The sequence below is a fragment of the Corynebacterium sp. genome (assembly GCF_043426755.1).
GTDB lineage: Bacteria > Actinomycetota > Actinomycetes > Mycobacteriales > Mycobacteriaceae > Corynebacterium.
On record NZ_JBHWRP010000039.1, the window covers coordinates 48270 to 70199 of the forward strand.

General features: G+C 60.8%; 18 protein-coding genes. 4 read left to right on the plus strand and 14 right to left on the minus strand.

The window, feature by feature from the left end; all coding sequences use genetic code 11:
• Positions 1–9: 9 nt before the first annotated feature.
• From murC to ACHFGA_RS03580, 13 genes are all read right to left on the minus strand, one after another.
• The gene (gene murC / locus ACHFGA_RS03520) at positions 10–1416 is read right to left on the minus strand and encodes a UDP-N-acetylmuramate--L-alanine ligase (protein ID WP_394281086.1); all 1407 of its coding nucleotides are present in this window, start codon (positions 1414–1416) and stop codon (positions 10–12) included.
• Between the two features lie 83 nt (positions 1417–1499).
• Entirely contained in the window at positions 1500–2573 is a 1074-nt protein-coding gene (gene murG / locus ACHFGA_RS03525; RefSeq protein WP_394281046.1) for an undecaprenyldiphospho-muramoylpentapeptide beta-N-acetylglucosaminyltransferase, read from the minus strand.
• Between the two features lie 19 nt (positions 2574–2592).
• Positions 2593–4056: an FtsW/RodA/SpoVE family cell cycle protein gene (locus ACHFGA_RS03530; RefSeq protein WP_394281047.1), complete on the minus strand. Its 1464-nt coding sequence runs from the start codon at positions 4054–4056 to the stop codon at positions 2593–2595.
• 2 nt (positions 4057–4058) lie between these two features.
• Positions 4059–5480, minus strand: a complete 1422-nt coding sequence (gene murD, locus ACHFGA_RS03535; RefSeq protein WP_394281048.1) for a UDP-N-acetylmuramoyl-L-alanine--D-glutamate ligase — start codon at positions 5478–5480, stop codon at positions 4059–4061.
• Entirely contained in the window at positions 5481–6587 is a 1107-nt protein-coding gene (gene mraY, locus ACHFGA_RS03540; protein ID WP_394281049.1) for a phospho-N-acetylmuramoyl-pentapeptide-transferase, read from the minus strand. It lies immediately after the preceding gene.
• 6 nt (positions 6588–6593) lie between these two features.
• A complete protein-coding gene (gene murF / locus ACHFGA_RS03545; RefSeq protein WP_394281050.1) occupies positions 6594–8156 on the minus strand; it encodes a UDP-N-acetylmuramoyl-tripeptide--D-alanyl-D-alanine ligase in 1563 nt (520 codons plus the stop codon).
• A 56-nt stretch (positions 8157–8212) separates the two neighbouring features.
• On the minus strand, positions 8213–9757 hold the full coding sequence (locus ACHFGA_RS03550) for a UDP-N-acetylmuramoyl-L-alanyl-D-glutamate--2,6-diaminopimelate ligase (RefSeq protein WP_394281051.1): 1545 nt from the start codon (positions 9755–9757) through the stop codon (positions 8213–8215).
• Between the two features lie 21 nt (positions 9758–9778).
• Complete coding sequence (locus ACHFGA_RS03555) at positions 9779–11713, minus strand: peptidoglycan D,D-transpeptidase FtsI family protein (RefSeq protein WP_394281052.1); 1935 nt, start codon at positions 11711–11713, stop codon at positions 9779–9781.
• Between the two features lie 94 nt (positions 11714–11807).
• Positions 11808–12632: a hypothetical protein gene (locus tag ACHFGA_RS03560; protein ID WP_394281053.1), complete on the minus strand. Its 825-nt coding sequence runs from the start codon at positions 12630–12632 to the stop codon at positions 11808–11810.
• 13 nt (positions 12633–12645) lie between these two features.
• A complete protein-coding gene (gene rsmH / locus ACHFGA_RS03565) occupies positions 12646–13641 on the minus strand; it encodes a 16S rRNA (cytosine(1402)-N(4))-methyltransferase RsmH (protein WP_394281087.1) in 996 nt (331 codons plus the stop codon).
• A 168-nt stretch (positions 13642–13809) separates the two neighbouring features.
• Positions 13810–14244 (minus strand): division/cell wall cluster transcriptional repressor MraZ, encoded by a 435-nt coding sequence (mraZ, locus tag ACHFGA_RS03570; RefSeq protein WP_018580617.1) that lies wholly within the window; start codon positions 14242–14244, stop codon positions 13810–13812.
• A 565-nt stretch (positions 14245–14809) separates the two neighbouring features.
• The gene (locus ACHFGA_RS03575; protein ID WP_394281054.1) at positions 14810–15208 is read right to left on the minus strand and encodes a DUF3040 domain-containing protein; all 399 of its coding nucleotides are present in this window, start codon (positions 15206–15208) and stop codon (positions 14810–14812) included.
• A 149-nt stretch (positions 15209–15357) separates the two neighbouring features.
• On the minus strand, positions 15358–15807 hold the full coding sequence (locus ACHFGA_RS03580; protein WP_394281055.1) for an SAV_6107 family HEPN domain-containing protein: 450 nt from the start codon (positions 15805–15807) through the stop codon (positions 15358–15360).
• A 171-nt stretch (positions 15808–15978) separates the two neighbouring features.
• Between ACHFGA_RS03580 and ACHFGA_RS03585 the strand changes: the two genes are divergently transcribed.
• From ACHFGA_RS03585 to ACHFGA_RS03595, 3 genes are read left to right on the plus strand one after another with little or no spacing between them, the layout of a single operon-like run.
• Positions 15979–16545 carry a GNAT family N-acetyltransferase gene (locus tag ACHFGA_RS03585; RefSeq protein ID WP_394281056.1) on the plus strand — a complete coding sequence of 189 codons (567 nt, stop codon included), beginning with the start codon at positions 15979–15981 and terminating at the stop codon, positions 16543–16545.
• Between the two features lie 57 nt (positions 16546–16602).
• Complete coding sequence (locus ACHFGA_RS03590; RefSeq protein WP_394281057.1) at positions 16603–17706, plus strand: polyprenyl synthetase family protein; 1104 nt, start codon at positions 16603–16605, stop codon at positions 17704–17706.
• A gap of 2 nt (positions 17707–17708) precedes the next feature.
• Positions 17709–19220, plus strand: a complete 1512-nt coding sequence (locus ACHFGA_RS03595; protein ID WP_394281058.1) for an alpha-(1->6)-mannopyranosyltransferase A — start codon at positions 17709–17711, stop codon at positions 19218–19220.
• On the opposite strand, the gene ACHFGA_RS03600 is transcribed toward ACHFGA_RS03595, so the two are convergent.
• Positions 19192–19551, minus strand: coding sequence for an Rv2175c family DNA-binding protein (locus ACHFGA_RS03600; RefSeq protein ID WP_394281059.1), 360 nt, complete (start codon positions 19549–19551; stop codon positions 19192–19194). The two genes, ACHFGA_RS03595 and ACHFGA_RS03600, sit on opposite strands and share 29 nt — an antisense overlap.
• A gap of 80 nt (positions 19552–19631) precedes the next feature.
• On the opposite strand from ACHFGA_RS03600, the gene pknB reads away from it, so the two are divergent.
• On the plus strand, positions 19632–21887 hold the full coding sequence (gene pknB, locus ACHFGA_RS03605; RefSeq protein WP_394281060.1) for a Stk1 family PASTA domain-containing Ser/Thr kinase: 2256 nt from the start codon (positions 19632–19634) through the stop codon (positions 21885–21887).
• Positions 21888–21930 lie beyond the last annotated feature (43 nt).

The window sequence follows — 21930 nt, forward strand, 5'->3', positions numbered from 1 at the left end:
CTTCCCGCCCTACTTGGCAGCTTCAGACATGGCCGTGAGGATCTCGCTGGCAAGCATCGTGACCGAACCCGCACCCATCGTCAAGACGATATCGCCCGCTTGGGTCAGTTCCTTCACCGTGTCCGGGGCAGCGGAGAAGTTCTTTTCGTACACAACCTCATTGGTCATCCGCTCGGTGATGATGCGCGAGTCCACCCCCTCCACCGGCGCCTCGCGGGCACCGAAGATGTCCAGCACCACCGCGGCGTCGGCAAGCGACAGTGCCTCCGCGAACTCGAAGGCAAACTCCTGGGTCCGCGAGTACAGGTGCGGTTGGAAGCACACGACGACGCGTGCGCCGTTGCCCTCCGCCACCACCTTTTCGCGGGCCGCGGTCAGGACAGCATTGACCTCCGTGGGATGGTGCGCATAGTCGTCGTACACGCGCGTGCCGACGAAAGGCCCACCCGTGACCTCTCCGTGGTACTCGAATCGGCGGCGCACACCCGTAAACTCGCTCAGCCCCTTCGCCAGGCGCAGCGGATCAGCACCAGTCAGGGTGCCGGCCAACAGTGCAGCGGCAGAATTGAGCACCATGTGGCGCCCCGGAATGGCCAGTGAATACTCCAGCTCGACCTGGCCGCTCTCACCCGCGTCGAGGGTGACGGTGACCTCGGTGGAACCGCCGGTGACAATTTCGTCTTCGACGATGACACCTGGCGTGATCTCTGGGTGTGCCTCCACAGCCGAGCGGGTGCCATAGCCCAGCACCGCGATATCACGCTCCATGGCGCGCTTACCGCAGGCGGCGGCGTGGTCGTCGTCAAGACAAACCACAAGATGGCCACTGGGGGTCACGCGATCGGCGAACTCATCAAAAACCTGGAAGTAGGCCTCCCTGGTCCCGAAGTAATCAAGGTGATCAGGCTCAATATTGGTGATCACCGCAACGTCCGGCTGGTAGCGCAGCAGCGAGGCGTCGGACTCGTCAGCCTCCGCGACAAACGCATCACCGGTCCCGTGGTGAGCATTCGTGCCGGCACGATTGAGCTGCCCGCCAATGGCAAAGGAGGGGTTCTCCCCCGCCGCCTGCAAAGCCACGACCGCCATCGACGTGGTCGATGTCTTGCCGTGGGTGCCTGCGAACAAAACTTGGGTGTAGCCCTTCATCAGCTCCGCAAGCAGGTCGGAGCGGCGAATCACCGGGATATTCTCCTCCACCGCGCGAACCAACTCAGGATTGTCTTTCGGAATAGCGGCGAAGCTGGTCACCACCACTGTGGGCAGGTCACCCGCTAGCTCCAAGTTGTCAGCAGCATGCCCAACGGCAATTGTCGCACCCTGGGTGGACAGGGCGCGGACGGGGCGGGAATCTTTCACATCGGACCCGGTGACAACACTGCCGCGGTCCAACAGAATTCGTGCCACACCCGACATGCCGGATCCGCCAATCCCGATCAAGTGGACGCGGGACAGATCGATTGCCTCTTGAACTTGGGTCACGGCAGTAAGTCTCCTATCTAGTGTTTGGCAGCTGCGACAAGCTTCTCAGCTAAAGTACCAGCCACATCGCCGGCGCCGCTGTCACGCAGTGCCGAACGCATCGTCTCATAAGTAGTCGGGTTGTCCAGGATGGCGATGACTTCGTCGGCAAGCGTTGTGCCTTCCAAGTCCTCATCACGGATTGTGCGCGCCGCCCCGGCCTTGACCAGGTGCGCAGAATTCAGCCCCTGCTCGCCGTTGCCGTGGGGCAAAGGCACATAAATCGCAGGCAGGCCCGCCGCCGAGTTCTCCGCCACCGTCATGGCACCGGAACGACAGACCACGATGTCCGCGACCGCCAGTGCAGCCGCCATGTCCTTGATATACGGCACCGCCACATAGTTGTCGTGGGCTGCCGGGGCATCGTTTTTCTGCCCGTAGGCGTGGAGCACCTGGTAGCCGGCTTCCACCAGCGCGGGTACTGCATCCACCATCGCATTGTTCAGGCTCACTGCACCCTGTGACCCACCGGTGACCAGGACGGTCTTCTTCTCCGGATCCAGGTTCCACGTGGCGTGGCCGCGGCGGGCCTTCTCCCCGTCTTCGTCCGCGCCGACGGTCGGGCGCACGGGAATCCCGATGACCTCGCCATCCATCCCCGAGCCTTCCACAGCGTTGAAACCAGTGCCGCCGAGGCGCACACCCAGCTTGTTCGCCATTCCCGCAAGAGCATTAGTCTCCAGCACGAAAAACGGCAGGCGCAATGACGCCGCCGCCAGGTACGCAGAGGCTGCCACATAACCGCCAGTGCCGAAGACGATGTTCGCACCCGTCTCCTTGAGCACCTTGCGGGCCTGGCCCACGGACTTGGCAACCTTCCACGGCAGCCCAAGCAGCTTCAGTGGCTGCTTGCGTGGCACCGGCACCGGATCAATCAGACGCAGGTCAAAACCACGCGCCGGAATGATCGACGATTCCAGCCCTTTCAGCGTTCCCAGCGCAACAACGGTGACGCCGTGCTCGTCGCGAAGCACCTCGCCGACAGCCAGCGCGGGTTCAATATGCCCGGCGGTTCCGCCACCGGCCAACACGACTGTAGGAGTTGTTCCCATGCTTGTATTCATTCCTTTATTATCGAGGACCACGCGGGTGCTCCGGAGCAACACGCTTATCGACGCTGGTTGCGCTTCGTGCCCGGCGTGTCCTTTCCGGCGCAGCCGTGCGTGCGCGAGCTGGCGCTTCACGACGACGTGCCGTCACCGGCTGGCCATACTGAGAACGGGTTCTACGGCGCGGTTCCTCTGAAGAGTCCGTGTGCTGCCCAGGTGCCGCAGGCTCCGAAATTCCAAAGATACGGTCAAAGACCGGACGCCCGTGATTCTGCATCGCGGAGACAGCGGGTGGTTCGTGGCGTGCCACCGAGGCGAGCAGCCCCATGGAGCCCAACGTGATCACTGCGGAAGTACCGCCAGCGGAAATCATTGGTAGCTGAATACCAGTAACTGGCAGCAGCCCCACCACGTAACCGATATTGATGAATGCCTGAGAGACCACACCTGCGGTCAGGCTTGCTGCGAGCAACGCCTGGTATTGGTTACTTGCCCGGCGCGCGGCGCGCAGGCCGAAAAAGCCCAGACCCAAGAACAAGAGGATCACAAGCGCGCCGCCCCACAGGCCGAGCTCCTCACCGATGACGGCGAAGATGAAGTCATTTTTCGCTTCTGGGAGGTAGAACCATTTCGCGCGCGACTGGCCGAGCCCCACGCCGAAGAGGGAGCCGTCGGCAAGCGAGAGAAAACCCTGGTAGGACTGAAACGCTGTGCCTCGGGTATCGTCGAAACGCCCGAACAGCGCGTCAAAGAAGACATGGAAGCGGTTGGAACGAAAGCCTCCAGCAAGCAGAACTAGGAGCATGAGTGCTGCACCGAATGCGGCAACCACACCGACCCAGAGCCAGTTAATGCCCGCGAAGATCAGGACGAAGCCGACGACGATGGCAAAGGATACTGCCATGCCCACGTCACCTTGGAGGACAATCAGTACGGCGCAAATCGCAGCGACGAAACCGAAGGGAACGAAACTGTTCTTCCAGTTATCCGTGCGTGGATCCTTGTTGGCCAACAGGCTGGCGCCCCAAATGGCGATAGTGACCTTGGCGAACTCGGAGGGCTGCAGCTGGAAACCAGGCAAGGCGATCCAGGATTGCGAGCCAACCGACTCACGCCCCGTCCCCAGCGGGGTAAGCACAAGTATGAGCAGGATGACTGAAAGCAGCATCAGCCAGGGCGACCAGCGCCGCACCCGGTCAGGTGAGATACGTAGCGCAAGGTAAAACACAATGAGGCCGACAACAACCATCACAGCCTGCTTGACTGGTTGCACCCACACGGTTTCATCGTCGACGACCGACCAGGTCATCGAGGAGCTCATCACCATCACCACGCCCAGGCCGGCCAGGACCAGCACGATGGTGCGGATCATTTTGTAATCGATCAAGGGCTGGCTGGACATCCATTCAGAGGCGCGGTCAATGAGTCGGCCGGGCCTGGAACGGCGTGGGGTTGGCTTAGTTGAATGTTCGCGGGTTGTGGTCACGGCTATCCCCTCTCCTGCGGAATGTTGGCGTGCGTGCGAGCGGCTGCGGCGAACATATCGCCGCGCTGTGCCATGCCGGTGTACATATCAAGGCTTGCTGCCGCAGGGGCAAGCATGACGCTATCGCCGGCGTGCGCGTGCTGCGCGGCGAATTTCACCACGTCATTCATGGCCTGTTCTGGGTCGGTCGAATCAGTGACAAAAATTGGGACATCGGGGGCCACGTTGCGCACCGTCTGGGCGATCTCGTCGCGGTCGACGCCCAGCACCGCGACGGCGCGGAACTGATCGGCGTGGGCCGTGATCAAAGCGTCAACGGACGCGCCTTTGAGTTGCCCGCCGGCGATCCACACGACGGTTCCCGCACCATCGAGCGCAGAGTGCGCCGCGTGCGGGTTGGTGGCTTTTGAATTGTCGATCCAGCTGACGCCACCGGCGCTGTGCACCGTGGCACCACGGTGCCCATCCACCTGGAAATTTCTAAGGGCATCTGCCACGTCCTCCGCGGTGGCCCCAAAGCTGCGGGCTATAGCCGCTGCGGCGAGGGCATCGTAGAGCCCGGCTGCGCCGGCGGGTTCAATGCCCGTTGCAGGTGCGAGCCGGGTTTGCGCGCCCTGCCAGGATTCCACCAAGTAGCCGTCGGAGACTCCGTACTGGTTGTCCTCCGGTTGGTGCAGTGTGAAACCGATGATGTCATCACGCCCTGTGCGCTCAGCAAACTCGCGCACGCGATCGTCGTCACGCCCCGCAACTGCTACTGGCGCCTTGAGCACCTTGGCTTTTGCTGTGGCGTAGTCGTCAAAGGAGCCGTGCCAGTCAATATGGTCATCGGCAAGATTGAGTAGAACGCCACCATCGGGAATGAGCTGTTCGGACCAGTGCAGCTGGAAACTCGAGAGCTCAGCGACCAAAATATCAATCCGTTCTGGGTCGGTGAGCGCATCGGCGACGGCGACCCCGATATTGCCGCACGCGGTTGCCCGCAAACCGGTGTGGCGGCCGGCGTTACTCATCATGGCCGCGAGCATGCCCGTAGTCGTTGTTTTGCCGTTGGTGCCTGTCACCACCAGCCAGGTCCGCGGCGGTCCGAAGACCTCGGCGCGGTCGAGGCGGAAACACAACTCCACGTCACCAATCACGCCCAGGCCTGCCTCGGCAGCGGCGACGAGCAATGGGGAGTCAGGACGCCAGCCCGGGGAGGTGACCACCAAGCTGTATTCGTCGAGACGCACCAACGCTTCTGCCACCGTCACCGCATGCGCGTCTGTGACAGTGGTGATGTTCTGGCGATTGATCTCATTGTCGTCGGCGACGACGGTGTCTACCTCTAGTCCGCACAGCAGGCGCGCTGCACCCAGACCAGAGACGCCGGCACCCGCGACGAGTACTCGGCCGTTGAGGAAGTCTGGACGCGCAACAGACATTTACAAACCAACTCCTGAGCTAGTGAGCCATTCGGTGTAGAAGATCGAGATACCCAAAGTCACGGCGATGCCAGTGATCAGCCAGAATCGAATAACAACCGTGGTTTCGGCCCAGCCTCCAGCCTCGAAGTGGTGGTGGAAGGGCGCCATGCGGAACACGCGCTTTCCTGTAGAGCGGAAGGAGATCACTTGGATCACCACGGATGCGGCTTCAATCACGAAGAGAGCGCCGATGATGACCATCAGCAGGTGCGTGTGGCTGGCCACGGACAGTCCTGCCACGAGGCCGCCAAGGGCCAGGGAGCCGGTATCACCCATGAAAATCTTCGCCGGGGAGGCATTCCACCACAGGAAGCCTGCGCACGCGCCCATGCCGGCGGCGGCTAGCACGGCAAGGTCTAGCGGGTCACGCACGTTATAGCAGCCAGGTTCGGCAGCAACCGCGCACGAGTTACGGAACTGCCACCAGGTAATCAGGGTGTAGGCGCCCATCACCAAAGTGGTGCTGCCCGCTGCCAGCCCGTCGAGGCCGTCGGTCAGGTTCACCGCGTTCGACCACGCGGCGATCAAGATGTACATAAAGACAAGGAAGCAAATCGTGCCGATGATCCCACCGCCCACAGCTAGGTCGACGGTATCGATATCGCGGACGAACGACAGCATGGTCGAACCCGGGGTGATTCCTTCGGCATTCGGAAACAGCAGAACCAGCAGACCGAAAGCGATCGCGATGACGAGCTGAGAGACCAACTTGGCTGTCTTGTTCAGCCCCAAGTTGCGCCCCATGTAGAGCTTGATGAAGTCGTCGGCAAAACCCACTCCCCCAAGCGCCAGCGTAAGGCCCAGCACCAACCAACCGGACGCGGTGTATCCACCCCGGCCCGTGGTCATGGACCACGCTCCCGCAACCAGGTAGGCAACGGTGATCGCCAACAAGATCGCAACGCCACCCATGGTGGGCGTGCCGCGCTTATGCGCATGGGACTTCGGCCCGTCTTCACGGATTTCTTGGCCCATGCCCTGGCGCGAGAACATTTTGATCAGTACAGGGGTGGTGAAAATGGCCACCAGGAAGCTGACAATCCCCGCGATAATAATCTGTGTCACGATGGCCTACCTCGAGTTCCTTATCTCATTCTCCAGTAGCGTCTCCGCTACTCGCCAAAGCCCCAATGCGTTTGAGGCCTTGACCAAAATAACGTCTTTGTCTTCACGCGCGTGCCAGTTCGCTTCTCCTGGCGGCGCCGTGGAAATGATACCTTTAACGGCTGCGGTTGCTTCATCTACATCGCGCACCAGCTTCACGCGCACTCCCTGACCTGCAGCAGCAGTCGCCAGCGCCTGCGTCGCGGGGTTCTCGCCCACAGCCACTAGGTTGGTCACCCGGTAGCGTGCCAGCTCGTCGGCAAGCGCTTTGTGCTCCCCGACAGAGTCATTTCCCAGCTCCCCCATCTCGCCCAATACAGCGATCGAACGAGCGCCCGGACGCGCCGCGGCTGTAAACCCGAGGGCGGCGATGCCCGCACGCATGGATTCAGGGTTGGCGTTGTACGCATCGTTGATGATGGTCACGCCGTCCGCACGCGTTTGCAGGTCCATGCGGTTAGCAGAGGCAGAGCGTGCCGACGATAGCGCCGCGGCCACGTCTGCTGCATCCATACCGGACTCAATGCCCACTGCTGCGGCAGCCAGCGCGTTGGACACCTGGTGCATACCGAACACCCCGAGGCGGACACGCTGCGGTGGATTGCCCGGCGTGTGCATGTCGAAGGAGGCCCGCGCCACGTCATCTAGTTCAATATTGGTGGCGTAGTACTCAGCGTCCGCCGCTACGGGCGTCGCTGCCGAATAACGCACAACTCGGGCGGTGGTGCGCGATGCCATCGCAGCGACAAAGGGATCGTCGGCATTCAACACGGCCACGCCACCATCGGCGGCGGAGGGCAGCGCCTCGACCAGCTCTCCCTTCGCCTGGGCGATATTTTCTCGGGAGCCAAACTCACCAAGGTGGGCAGTACCGACGTTGAGGACCACCCCAATACGTGGCGGAGCGATCGTCGCTAAGTGCGCAATGTGCCCAATGCCGCGCGCAGACATCTCAGCGACGAGAAAACTGGTGCGCTCTGAACAGCGCAACACCGTGTAGGGGTGGCCAATCTCATTGTTGAAAGATCCTGGAGGAGCGACAGTCTCACCAGCCTGAGAGAGGACAGCGGCGATCAAATCTTTCGTCGACGTTTTGCCCGCTGACCCAGTCACGCCGGTAATTGTCAGCGTTCCATTGTTCACCAGCTCGTGTGCGACGTGGCGCGCAAGCTTACTCATCCCTTCGACGACTGCCGCGGCTGAACCATCGGGGTCATTAGCAGCGAGGTCGGAATTGTCGTCTGCGCGGCGTTCAACGGGCGGAACGACGACGGCGGGTACACCTACCTCGCGGGCAGCAAGCACGCCGGCGGCCCCCTTCTCCATCGCGGTGTCGGCGAAATCGTGGCCGTCCACGTTGGCGCCCGGCAACGCCACGAACAGGCCACCCGAGGTGACCTTCCGCGAATCGAACTCCACGAACCCGGTGACCAGAGATGACTCTTCGAGTCCTGCAGCATGGCCTTCTGAGGCATCAGCAACGCGACCATCGGTGATCTCGGCGATCTGGTTCAGGCTAAGTGGAATCATTCCCAGCTACCTTTCTTTCGTGGCCTGCCACTGGAATTGTGTCTCTGTTTCAAAAGCTAATCTGTCCTGCCCCGGAATTGGGACAAGGCACGGCGTACTTCTTCCCGATCGTCAAAGTGATGCACTTCATCACCGACAATCTGCCCAACCTCGTGGCCCTTGCCCGTCACGATGACAGCATCGCCCGGCTGAGCCCACTGAATGAGTTGGTCGATTGCTTCGGAGCGTTGCCCCACCTCACGCAGCTCGACGTCACGGCCGGCCTTGGCTTGTGTCTCAGACTCTGCGCGAGCGCCCTCCATCACGGCAGCGCGGATCGTGGCTGGGTCTTCCGACCGCGGGTTGTCATCCGTGACGATGACCAAATCTGCCCCCTTAACCCCTTCCGCACCCATGATGGGGCGTTTCGACGCATCCCTGTCTCCGCCTGCTCCGACAATCACGCCCACGCGTCCATCAACCTGACCGCGCATCGTGTCCAACACAGCCGCGACAGCCGCCGGTTTGTGGGCATAGTCGACGACCACGACAAAGTCTTGTCCCTCGTCGATACGCTCCATGCGCCCCGGTACGCCCGCAGACTCTACCCCGGTGAGGAAATCGGGGACATTGACACCGGCGTTGGCAGCCATCGCCGTTGCCAACGCTGCGTTTGCCACGTTGAAATCGCCGGGGAGGGACAGCGTTGTGGTGTAACGGGTGCCGTCAACATCGATCTCAATCGTTTGGGCGCCGGAGGCATCCAGCTGCGTGCGTGTAGCGGAGACATTCAGACCGTCCTGGCCACGGGTCCCCACGGTGGTTGGGTTGAAGGCCAGCCCTGCCATGCGTTCACCCCAGGCATCATCAACACAGATCACTGCGCGCTGCGCATGGACGGCAGACTCAGGATCGAAGAAGCGTGCCTTGGTCAGGAAGTAATCTTCCATCGTCGGATGGAAATCGAGGTGATCCTGGCTCAAGTTAGTAAAGCCCGCCACAGCGAAGGTAGTGCCGTCGACGCGGCCCAAGCTCAGAGCGTGCGAGGACACCTCCATAACAACGTGCGTCACCCCTTCGTCGCGCATCCGCGCAAACAGCGCTTGGAGCGTGGGGGCCTCAGGGGTCGTCAGCTTCGTCGCCACCTCGCGACCGTCGATCCGTGTACCGGTGGTGCCGATGATGCCTACCGTGTGGCCCGCGGCCATCAGTCCCGCTTCGAGCAGGTAGGTGGTGGTTGTCTTTCCGGAAGTACCGGTCACGCCAAGGACGGTCAGGTCTGCAGAGGGGTGGCCGTAGATTTCCGCCGCGACCGTGCCGAGGACCGCGCGGATCTCGTCTACGACAAGCACGGGACGACGATCGCCTGCCTCCTGCAGGATCTTCACACCTGCCGCATCGGTCAGGATTGCTGCAGCTGGGGTCTCGCCCGCGAAGGTGGCGCCGTGGACACGGGTACCGGGCAGGGCTGCAAAAATTCCGCCGTGTTCAACATCCGCGGAGTTTAGGCTGATCGCCTCGAAAGTTAGCTGCTCAGGCTGAGCCGGCGCATTGTGCACGTGAGCCGAGGCGATGCGTGCCAGCTCATCAAGCGACGGCGCGTTGTGTGCAGGGGTTGTCATTGTGGGTGGTCTCCTTACTGCTTATTGCGTCTGCAAGATGATTGGCTCTTCAGCCGGTGGGTTAGGTGGAATATTATCCCGGTTAATCAGCCAGTTGGCGATCTCACGGAAAACTGGCGCCGCGGACTGGCCGCCAGCACCGCCCTCCATGGGTCCACGTTGTGGCTCGTCGATCATGACCGCAACGACGAAGCGGGGATCGTCGGCAGGCGCAATGCCCGCGAACGTGATCCAGAACTGGGACTGCGAGTAGGCGCCAGTATCCGGGTCGACCTTTTGCGCAGTGCCGGTCTTACCCGACAGCTGGTAGCCCTCGATACCCTGCCCCTGTGCCGTGCCAGAGTTCAGCCCAGTGGGATCTTCCTGGAATACGGACTGGAACATATCGACGGTGGTGCGCGCCGTTTCCGGGCTGACCACTTGGGTGCGGGCCGGCTCTTCCTGTTCCACGGGATTGCCCTGAGCATCCCTGACAGATTCGATGATGCGCGGCTCAATGCGCTCGCCACCGTTGGCCAACGTTTGGTAGATACTGGCCATCTGCAGGGTGGTCCAGCTCATGCCTTGCCCAATAGGCAGGTTCGCAAATGTACCACCCGACCACTGCTCCAGCGGCGGGTACAGGCCCGAAGACTCGTTAGGCAGCTCAACACCAGTCGTTTGACCCACACCAAAGCGGTCGAGGTACTCTGCAAACTTTTCCTCGCCCAGCCGCTCGGCGATCATCAGGGTGCCCACGTTGGAGGACTTACCGAAGATGCCGGAGGTGGTGTACGGCACAACGCCGTGTTCCCACGCATCAGACACGGTGATCCCGGCCATTTCGATGGACCCCGGTACCTGGTGTACCTCGTCCGGAGTGGTCACGCCTTCTTCGAGGGCGGCCGCCGCGGTAATGATCTTGGCGACAGAGCCAGGCTCATAGGGGTGTGAAATGGACTCATTTTCGAAGTCACGGCCCTGCTCCAGCTGCTTGTCCAGATCACCATTCGGGTCAATGGTTCCAGTGTTGGCCATGGCAAGAACATCGCCGGTGGCAGCATCGAGCACCACAGCTTCAGCTGACTTAGCTCCAGAGTTTGCCTTGGCTTGCTCTAACAGCTGCTGCACGTACGTCTGTAGATGTAGATCGACCGTCAGCGTTACGTCACTGCCGTCGATGGAGGGGACTTCGTCGCGAAGCGTGCCCGGGATGGACTGGCCATCCGTCGATACGTCCTCCGTTCGTCGACCATTATTGCCCGTCAGCAGTGCGTCGCCGGAAGCCTCCAAGCCGAACTGGCCTTGGCCGTCCATGGAGACCTTTCCGACGATATTTTCGGCGATCGCACCATTGGGGTACTGGCGAATATCCTGGTGGTCCGCGGCCACGCCGTGGAAGGTTCCGGCGATCTCATCGGCAACATCCGGATCCACGTTGCGGACCAACACCTCATAGTGCGTATCGGCCTTGAGCTTGTCCAAGATCTCTTTCGCATCAACATCTTCAGCGTTATCGGAACCGGTTTCGCCTGCCTCGTCGATCATCTTTGGAATCTCATTGGCCATTGTGCGCAGGCGGTCTTCCACCTTAGCCGGCAGTTGGGCCTGAATTTCTGCCTCGCTCAACTCTTCGATTTCCAGCGCGGTGCGCTCCTGGTCCGTGATCTCATCGCGGAGGCGGATCGGGGAAACTGTCAGAGAACGCGCTTGCATCGTGTAGGCCAGCTCATTGCCCTCGCGGTCTGTGATGGTGCCGCGGCGAGCAGGATCGACGTAGACGCGGGCGCGCTGTTGTTCTGCAGCTGCAGAAAGTTCAGGCCCCCAGACCACCTGAACCCATGCGAGGCGAGCAATCAGCACGGCCGCCACCGCCACAAACGCGATAAGGATAATGCTTAGTCGGTTGTTGGTGATGGTCTTTTGCTTGGCGACAGGTGCTTGTGCGCGCGTGGCGCGCGAAGTCTTCTTAGTCACGGCCGTCTGTCACCTGCTTACTTTCCTACTTTTGCTTTGTTGTCTGGCTTGTACCCATCCCCTACTGATCGCTTGTCGACGAACACCCGGCTGACTAGAACTGTGCCGGCACATTCGGAGCATATGGCACCCCGGCCGGCTCTGGTGCCGGAGCAGGCGCAGGTGCTGGAGCCTCATTGCGTTGTTGATCAGGGCGGTCGATAGGTGCTGGTTGACTGTTTTGGGGGCGGGCTTCAAGGGAATCTGATACGTCTGCGGTGGCGTCCGGGTCACTCGAAGCTCGTCCTGGCCGGACCGGAGCACCGTTCACGTCAATGATAGATTGCGTTGCTGCATCAGCCGGACGACGCTCTGAGAGACTGCCGTCGTTTTCTACATCGACAATTCCCGGTGTGACAGGAACGACCATGCCCGCCTCGCTGGCGCGGCGAGCCACCTCAGCTGTGGACTGCAGATTCTCCAGATCGCGGTTCAAGGTCTCAATCTCATTGTTCAGCTGCGTCTCGTTACCCTGAAGTTGCTGAATCGCAAACGTTTGCTGGGTGGACAGCGCGGAGAACAGCATGGCTCCTACAACACCCAAGACAAGCAGCGGCAAGACGATGAGCGAGACTGCCGTAAACCGGTTTTTGGCCTCTGCCGGTTGCTCATTGACGCGGCGCCCGCGGACAGAAACAACTTGCTTCGATCCCAACCGCCCCGGCTTTGTGCGGGGGACGTGGGGGGCCACGCGCGGACGGTATCCCGTGGGAGAATGAGGAACAGTGGTGCGTGCCGACGATCGCCCCGCCGCCCGTGCGGTGTCGTCACGGGTGGTGTCGGCATAAATTGGCTCGGTACTGGTGGTCTCATCCAACAGCGTAGCGCTCGCCCCGGTGTCGTAACCGGCAGTCAGGTCTCGGCTGGCTCCCATGGTCATGTCCCTTCAGTCCTTAATTCTCTGCTAGTTTTTCGATTGCTCTGACCCGGACCGGGGCGGCACGGGGGTTCTCGTCGATTTCTGCCTTGGTTGCCTTTTCGGAACCGTTGGTCACGGCACGGAATCGTGGCTCAGTTCCGGGTAGGTCCACCGGTAACCCCGGTGGGGTCTTTGATGCGGTCAGATCCGCGAAGGCTTGCTTGACGATCTTGTCTTCCAGCGACTGATAGCTCATGAACACCACTCGCCCACCGACACCAAGGGAATCAGTGATCAAGGGAATGACGTTGCGAACCGCGTCGAGTTCGCCATTGACCTCTACCCGCAGCGCCTGGAATGTGCGCTTCGCCGGGTGACCACCAGTGCGACGAGTCGCCGCCGGAATAACGCGGTACAACAGATCGACGAGGCGCCCCGAGCGACTAAAAGGCTCTTGTTCACGCTCTTTAAGCACGGCAGATGCGATCTTGCCGGCGAAGCGCTCATCCCCGTAGGTCTTTAAAACGCGTGCCAAGTCACCGTGGTTGTAGGTGTTGAGGATCTCCGCGGCGGTGATCCCGGTGGTCGGGTCCATGCGCATGTCTAGGGGTGCGTCCACCGAGTAGGCGAAACCGCGTTCCTCCTGATCCAGCTGCATGGAAGAGACTCCTAGATCAAAAAGGGCCCCTGCCACACCGTGGTCACGGGCCGTGGCGAAGATTTCACCAGCTTCACTTTCGAGTGCTTCGTCAATTTCATCGAAGCGCGCTTGAATCGTCGTAAAGCGGTCCCCGAACCTAGCTAGCCGGTCCGATGCATCGCGCAAAGCTTCTGGATCGCGGTCCACCCCGATGACTCGAACGCGAGGAAAGACAGTGAGGAAGTGCTCGGCGTGCCCGCCGGCACCCAACGTGCCATCAACGATCACAGCATTGTCGTCGAAAGCTTCGACTGCGGGGGCGAGAAGTTCGGCCATGCGATCACGCATGACGGGGACATGGCCGTGGTTAGCATTGATATCGAAATCCATCTGATTCACGGCCTAAACACCCCCTTCGGAAATAACAGCCGGTATTGAACTCATTACGGGGAACGTATAGGGCCCTACCCGAAGCGGTCACTCTGATGTCGGGGAAGTACACCAGAAAGACTCACGCTTCGGGCAGAGTCCGTACACGCTCTCCGTCGATGGCTACTGCTAGAGCAGCCCGGAAAGAATGTCGTCCTCATCCGCTGCGGCAAACGCAGCTTCCGTCTCTTCTTGATATTGAGCCCAGGACTGCGCATCCCAGATCTCTAGAAAATCCACCGAACCGATCACAACGCATTCCTTAGACAGGTTTGCGTATTCACGGTGCGCCGGCGACAAGGTGATGCGCCCGGACCCATCGGGAGTTTGCTCATCCGCGCTCGCTGCGAGGTTACGAATGAACGCACGTGCCTTCGGGTTCGTGCGGGAAACAGCTGCTGCCTTGCGTGCGCGAGCCGCAAATGCTTCCCGGGGATAGACCGCTAAGGAGTGGTCTTGCCCCTTCGTCACCATCAACCCATCTGCCAGCTCCTCGCGGAACTTGGCCGGAAGGGTCAACCTGCCTTTGTCATCGAGCTTGGGAGTGTAGGTGCCCAGAAACAACCAGGGTCACCTTCCTTCGTTCGACTACTCCGGTGTGAATCTTCTTCAGCTACCGCGTGGTTACCCACTTGATCGCCGATAGGCCCCACTTTAACCCACTTTGCCCCACATTGGCCACATTGGGCCGGGAAATTCTTTTTCTAGGCACGATTATTGCAGGTAAACGGCAAGAAATTAAAGTGGCAGGCTTTCCCGTGGCGGCCCCAAAAAGCATGTCACAATCGCCCCACAGGCACCAATGAACCGTTTTAAGAACACCTTCACCGACCTTTTGGGCACCACTAGACCTCCGCACGACCTGCGGTTTTAGCGAAGTGGATCGAAGGTGGGGCGAAGTGGGGCGCTCGGGTGGGGCGAAGTGGGAGGCGCGCAATCGCGCGAATTTTGGCTAATCGCTGACTCACTGTGGGACGCGCCCCAAGGCCGGCCAGCCACCCCCGCGTAGGGGGTGGTCGGAGCGCCAGGTAGTACACAGCACGACGAAGGCATGAAAAATCCCCGCACCTCATCAGATAGTGAGGTACGGGGATTCCGCTACGGCCAAAGAAGGCCGGAAAAGAATTGACTACTGGTTATCTTCGAAACGGCGACGGAAGTTTTCCTCCATACGAGAACTGACGCCATCTTTACGCGGGGCCTTCACCTTGCCAGATGAACGTCGCACGGCAGGCTCATCATCGTTCGGGGTGCGCAGAATCCACACACCAGCACCAAACATAACGATAAAGCCCAACACGCTCAGCGCGATGAGCCACAGATTCACCTGCGCCAATGCGACACCGGCAACGAGAAGTACGAGCCCCACGACGACAAGGGAGACACCACGCAGTGTAATTTTGCCGGTGCCAGTTCCACCCCCAAACGACGAGCTACCTGAAACTTGCGCGCCAAATTTAGGATCGTCTGCCAGTAGCGACTGCTCTATCTCACGGAGCGCGCGCTGTTCCTGCTCTGAAAGGGCCACGATTCCTCCCGCTGTAGTGGTGTTAAAAGTCCGATTCGAACTCTCTAACTTCTCAACGTATAGCGTATCTGTTTTGTTCCCAGAGGGGGAATCTCTCATGCGCCGCTCTACCCCACACCTCACTCCTCACTAGCCCCACATCCCCACCGTTAAGCTACAGCAGAACCACCCGGGCCAAACACGGTCTCGTCGTAAAACGCATACGCAAGATCCAGTAACGCGACCACGTCCTCTCGAGGCGGCTGCGTGACAATCCCTGACGCAACGCGTCCACGCAATGCGGAGTAACGCCTAAATTGGCCAGCCCACGCCTTCGCGCCTTCCCCTGTCAGGGCCAATTTGTCCCAGGCGCTCGTCGGCAAGCGCTTCCGCTTCGCAATAATGGGCGATGCCGCGTTGACCGCGCCGGCCACCCGCAATGCCGCCCGGTAAGCATCCTCCAGGGCAAGGTCGCCCTTTCCACCTGCTAAATGCTCCGAAGCTGACGCCAAGAGGGATTCAGCGGAGACTAAGAAGCCGTCGACTCGCTTCAAGCTTCGACCATGGGCCGTCGGAGCCCCCATCACCGAGCCGGTGGTAGCCGAGATAACGCTGTTCATGTCCTAAATTTCCTTTCCTTTATTTAATGTGGTTTCACCCTAGAACGCGCCTCGGACATACGTTCCAAACAATAGAACATACGTTCGTATTTTTTGACATTTCGGCAGGCCAAGCAGTCGATCAGGAGGATTTTTACGCGAAAAACGCGTCAACATGGTTCGATAGAACATGTGAGTGTTACGTTGCGCCGTCTCAGCGGTCCAGAGTTTTCGATCCTGGTTCCCCGCCTTGTCGACATCTACATCGATGCCATGGGCTACGCCCCAGGCATCCGCAACGACAGAATCCGTGTCTGGCGCTCCGAAATCTACCAACCAGGCTTTACCGCGATCGTCGCGATGCTCAACGAGCACGTTGTCGGGGTGGCCTATGGGTTCATTGGGCACCCCGACCGCTGGTGGGATCAGCAACTGCGGCGCGGCTTCCGCGAGCGCGGAGGAGCCACGCCCGAGCAAGAAGCGATGTTGCGCGACTATTTTGAAGTCGCCGAAATTCACGTCACACCTAAGCTCCAAGTGCGTGGTATCGGACGTGCCCTGCTCACCGAGCTCCTGTGGAACGCCCCTGCGTCCTACGCCATGCTCTCCACGCCGGAGGTTCCCGATGAGAAAAATGCGGCATTCGGCCTGTATCGGTCCTTCGATTTCGAAGATGTGCTGCGCGATTTCTTCTATCACGGCGATGCTCGGCCCTTTGCCATTTTGGCGCGCCCTTTGCCACTTCCCCAACAGCAATAAGCCGATAGGTAGTGTTAGAGCAAAATACTTCACTACAACGTTTCAGGAGTGTCTCGCGTGAGCGCAACTCAGGATTTCCGAAATCTCACCCTCGATGAAGTCCCCACGGCCGTCGCGGAGGAACTCCGCCTGTTTTTGAGCGAACGTGATGCAGACATCGCCAAGATTGGTACCCCGGTCACTCGCGCTGTGGAACACCTGCACAAATTCGTGCTCGGCGGCGGCAAGCGCGTCCGCCCGCTCTACGGTTGGGCCGGCTTCGTCGGTGGCGGTGGTCTGGAAAACACCTCCGAAGACCCTCACGCCGTGTTGCGCGCCGTGTCCTCACTTGAGTTCATCCAAGCATGCGCCCTGATTCACGACGACATCATTGACTCCTCCAACACCCGGCGCGGCAATCCCACCGTCCACCGTGCTGTGGAGAAGGTCCACTCGGATGCTCAGTGGGCAGGCAGTTCGCTGCACTTCGGGCAGTCCACCGCAATCTTGGTCGGCGATTTGGCCTTGGTGTGGGCGGAGGACATGTGGCGTTACTCCGGTTTGAGCCACGAAGCCCTGGACCGGGCCGCAGAGCCGTGGCGCGGGATGCGTACTGAGGTCATCGGCGGACAGCTGCTGGACATCACTCTGGAAGCTACCGGCGATGAAAGCCCCGAGCTGGCTAATGCCGTGAACCGCTTTAAGACGGCCGCCTACACCATCGAACGTCCCCTTCACCTCGGTGCGGCGCTGGCCGGGGCACCGGCGGAGACGATCGACGCGTTCCGCGGTTACGGGCGCGACATCGGCATCGCATTCCAGCTACGTGATGATCTTCTCGGCGTATTCGGTGATCCTTCGGTAACCGGCAAGCCCGCCGGGGATGACTTGCGGGAGGGCAAGCGCACGGTGCTGCTGTCCTTGGCCTTATCGCGTGCCGACGAGGCCGACCCCGCTGCCGCTGCCGCGTTGCGTGCCGGTGTGGGCACCGCGACGGACCCATCTGAGATCGCCAAACTGTCCAGCATCATTCAAGACACCGGTGCTGTCGAGCAGATTGAGCAGCAGATTACTCGGCTCACCGAGTCTGGGCTTGATCACCTCACCAACGCAGACGTGCCAAAGCCGGTCCACGACGCGATGCGCGACCTCGCGATTAAGGCCACAGAGCGGCGGAAGTAGTAATGAACTGGCTGCGCCGTATCAACCCCGCCACGTTGGGGATTATCGGAACTCTACTGATCGCCATCGGCTCCTTCGGTGCTGGCGCTACCCGCAACCGCGGCGGAGTGGTCAGTGCACTTGGCCTTGACTTTCTCACCTTTGGCCACGGCAAAGGGATCATGGAAGTCATCCTCACCGTGGGCATCATTCTCCTTCTGTGTGCGTGGGCACTGATTGGGCGGCGGGTGATCGTCGATAAGCACGAGCGTGACGACGACCGGTTCACCACCGTGCAACGCTCCATGTGGTTGTGGCTGGTGCCTCTTGTCTTTGCGGCACCGATCTTGTCGCGCGATGTGTACTCCTACCTGATGCAAGGCGCCATGCTGCGCGACGGCTTCGACCCTTACAACGAAGGTGCTGCCGTCAATCCCGGCCCCTACCTCCTCGAGGTCTCGCATGACTGGCGCAATACGACAACCCCCTACGGGCCGCTGCACCTATGGATCGGTGAGGGCGTGACCACGCTGGTTGGGGACAATGTGACCCTTGGGTTGATCACGTACAAGGTCATTTCGCTGCTCGGTTTTGCGATGATTGCTTGGGGCGTGCCCCACATCGCTCGAGCCCTGGGCGGCGACCCGGCGCTGGCGTTGTGGCTTGGTGTGGCTAACCCCGTGATGATGTTGCACATGGTTGGAGGTATGCACAATGAATCAACCATGGTCGGGCTAGTGACTATCGGCCTGGTACTGGCACTGAGGCGGCGTTTCATTGCTGGTGTCGCCCTTATTGCGGTAGCGGTGTCCCTGAAGGCGACGGCCGCCATCGCTTTGCCGTTTGTTGTGTGGATGGCCATGCACCACTTCGCCGGCCAACGTGCCGCGCTGGGCCGGCGCGTGTTGGCATTCGTGATCACCGGCATCGTCGGTGTTATCGAAACGCTTGCGGTGGTGGGGCTGGTCACCTGGGCTTCAGGCTCCTCTTGGGGCTGGCTGGCCGAGATTTCCGGCAACTCCAAGGTGGTCAACCCGCTGTCGCTGCCAACGCTGATCGCTGACGTGGTCACCCCATTCGTCCAACTGTTTGTGGAGCGTTTCCCCTATAACCTCATCCTGGACGTCACCCGTACCGTGGGGTCGATTGTCATGCTGATCGGGCTAGTCGTGATCTGGTGGTTCTTCCGCCAGAATGACCGGCGCGCAATCATGGGAACCACCCTTGCGTACCAGTGGGCGTTCACCGTGAACGCGGTGGTACTCCCCTGGTACTACGCCTCCGTAGTCTCTCTGGTGGGCACATTCCGCCCACCACTGTGGCTCCAGCGCCTCACCGTCGGTGCCACCGTGGTCCTGGCGCTAGCCTTCACCGGAGGCGGAAATCACAGGTTTTATGACCTCTGGTTCCTCGGCTTCGCCATCTTCCTGGGTTGGCTAGCCACAGCGTATATTTTCCCGCTTCGTAGCCGCTATGTCCGCGAAGCAGACAAGGCCGCAAGCGAGGCTAAAACGCCATCGCCTGCGCGCGCCTAATCACCTCGCGGGCCAAGTGCCCGTGGAGACCGTCCACGGGCCGGCCTGGCAAGGATTCATCTTCGGTAAATAGGTACTCTAGGATTTCGTCGTCGGTGAACTTGTTGTCCGCCAGCACGGTGATCACGCCTGAGACAAACTTGGTCAGCTCGCCGTACTCGTCGAAAAGTGCCGCGGGAACGTAGTTTTTCCCATCCTTGCGGTACTTCACCAGCTTCGAATTCTGGACTAGGTCATGGACCTTCGTCACGGGCACAGCCAGTTGGTCGGCCACCTGTGGGAAGGTCAGCAGTTCCTCGTCGGAAAGTAATGCATCTACGTTGGTACTCACATGGGCTACTCTACGTCCACGACGGACCAATGCGGCTGTCGGATACCACTTAGCACCCAAGTTGAGGGATACTTGTTTTTATGAATCAGCTCGCAGTTGGAGATTACCTGGAGGACCGCTACCGCATCGATCACCCGATCGCGCGCGGAGGCATGTCTATGGTGTATCGCTGCGTCGACGAGCGGCTCGGGCGCGAAGTCGCTGCGAAGGTCATGGATGAACGTTACGTAGACGATTCCTTGTTCCTCGATCGCTTTCGTCGCGAAGCGCGCGCCATGGCTCAACTGACGCACCCCAACTTGGTCAATGTGTACGACTTCTCAGTGCACGGCGAACACGCCTTCTTGATCATGGAATTGATCACCGGCGGCACCCTGCGCGAACTGCTCGCCGAGCGCGGGCCGATGCCGCCACACGCCGCCACCGCAGTGATGCGCGCGGTGCTCACCGGCCTCTCCGTAGCTCACGCCAAGGGGATGGTGCACCGCGATATCAAGCCGGATAATGTCCTGATCAACTCCGACAACCGGGTCAAGCTCGCGGACTTCGGACTGGTGCGCGCCGCCAGCGACGCGAAGCATTCCACCGATCAGATCGTCGGCACGGTTGCCTACCTCTCCCCCGAGCAGGTCGACGGCAACGAAATCACGCAAGCCTCCGACGTGTACTCCGCCGGCATCGTCTTATTCGAACTGCTGACCGGCTCCACGCCATTTTCGGGAGACTCCCAGCTGGCCCACGCTTTTGCGCGGCTTAACGACGACGTGCCGCCCCCTTCCAGCCGTATCGAGGGCGTACCGAAGCTTTTCGACGAGCTAGTAGCCACCGCTACTGCCCGGCAGCCCGGCGACCGGTTCCACGATGCCGGCGAATTCCTTGCCGCGCTTGACGACGTTGCTGCCGAGCTCAACCTGCCCGCCTACACCGTGCCTGTGCCCACCAATTCTGCGGCACACCGCGCGGCCGCTGTGCCGACCAACATGGGCCCTGGGACGAATCCCGACGGCGCTGACGGTGAGGGCGACGATCACCTCGTCGATCGCGAGCCTGAAGACGCAGGGTCTACCCGAGTCATCCCCGCCCAGTTAGACGAATCATACGACGAGACACGTGTGCAACCGGTGGTCGCACCGGAACCGGAGCCACGGCCGATGCCCCAGCCGGGACCTCAGACGAGACAGATGGCACCTCCACCGGTGCCGGCCCCCTCCTCTGAACCGGAGGTGCAGCGGGAGCCCGAACCACCCGCGCCCGAAAGCAACCGCTCTTCCATCTCACTGATTATGCGGCTGGTAATCATCGGGATTCTCACCGCAGCCGTCGCCATTGGCGCATGGTGGTTCGGATCTGGCCGCTATGGAGAGATCCCGCAGGTGCTGGGCATGGACCGTGAGCAGGCTATCGCGGCGGTGAGCGAGGCCGGCTTCGAACCTGCGACAGAGATTGTGTACCACGATGATGTCCCAAAAGATCAACCGGTGGGAACTGAACCACCAGGCGGCGACAAACTACTACCCGGCGACTCTGTGACGGTGTTGATTTCGCAGGGAAAACCCACGGTGCCTGAGGTCCCGGCAGGCATGGGCGTGGAAGATTACCGGGCGCTCGCCGAGGGACGCACTTTCGAAGTGTCCACCGGTGAATCAGTCTATTCGGCGGACGCGCCAGTCGGCTCCATCGCGGAAACCAATCCGCCACCGGGCACTCCGCTGCCGATCGGCTCGACCGTCACCGTGGCCGTTTCCAAGGGCCCGGAGCCAATCGGGGTACCTGACCTACGCGGACTACCCGAGGAACAAGCAGTCGCCGCGCTGAAAGAAGCCGGCCTCAACGTAGGAGAGACCAGCCAAACCTTCGACCAGGAGATCTACGGCGGCAACGTGGTATCCACCGATCCCCCACAATCTACTGAACTGGAACGCGGGAACACAGTCGATCTGGTCTTATCCAACGCCAAGACAGTACCTGACATTGTGGGCAGGACTCTCGACGAGGCCACCGACGCCATTGAAGCAGCAGGCATCACTGTCGACCGCACCACACGTGACAGCGCCCTGAGCGCCGACAACGCAAACCGCGTGTTGTCCACCGATCCTGCACCATGGACCAACCTCCACCCAGACGATGCTGAAATAATCATCACATTGCCTGGCCAAATTACAGTGCCAGACTTCGTCGGCATGCGCGTGGAGGATGCCCGCAGGCTTGCCGACGATATCGGGTTGAAGATCAACCGCGGTAGCCGCTATAACGACGAAGTGATCACCGAACAACGCACCACCCCTGGCGACACGGTCCGACCAGGGGCGACAGTGCGCGTCGATTCGAAAAAGTAGCAGCCGAGGAGGCTGAGCCGGCTGCGGCCGGCTCATGTCCCGC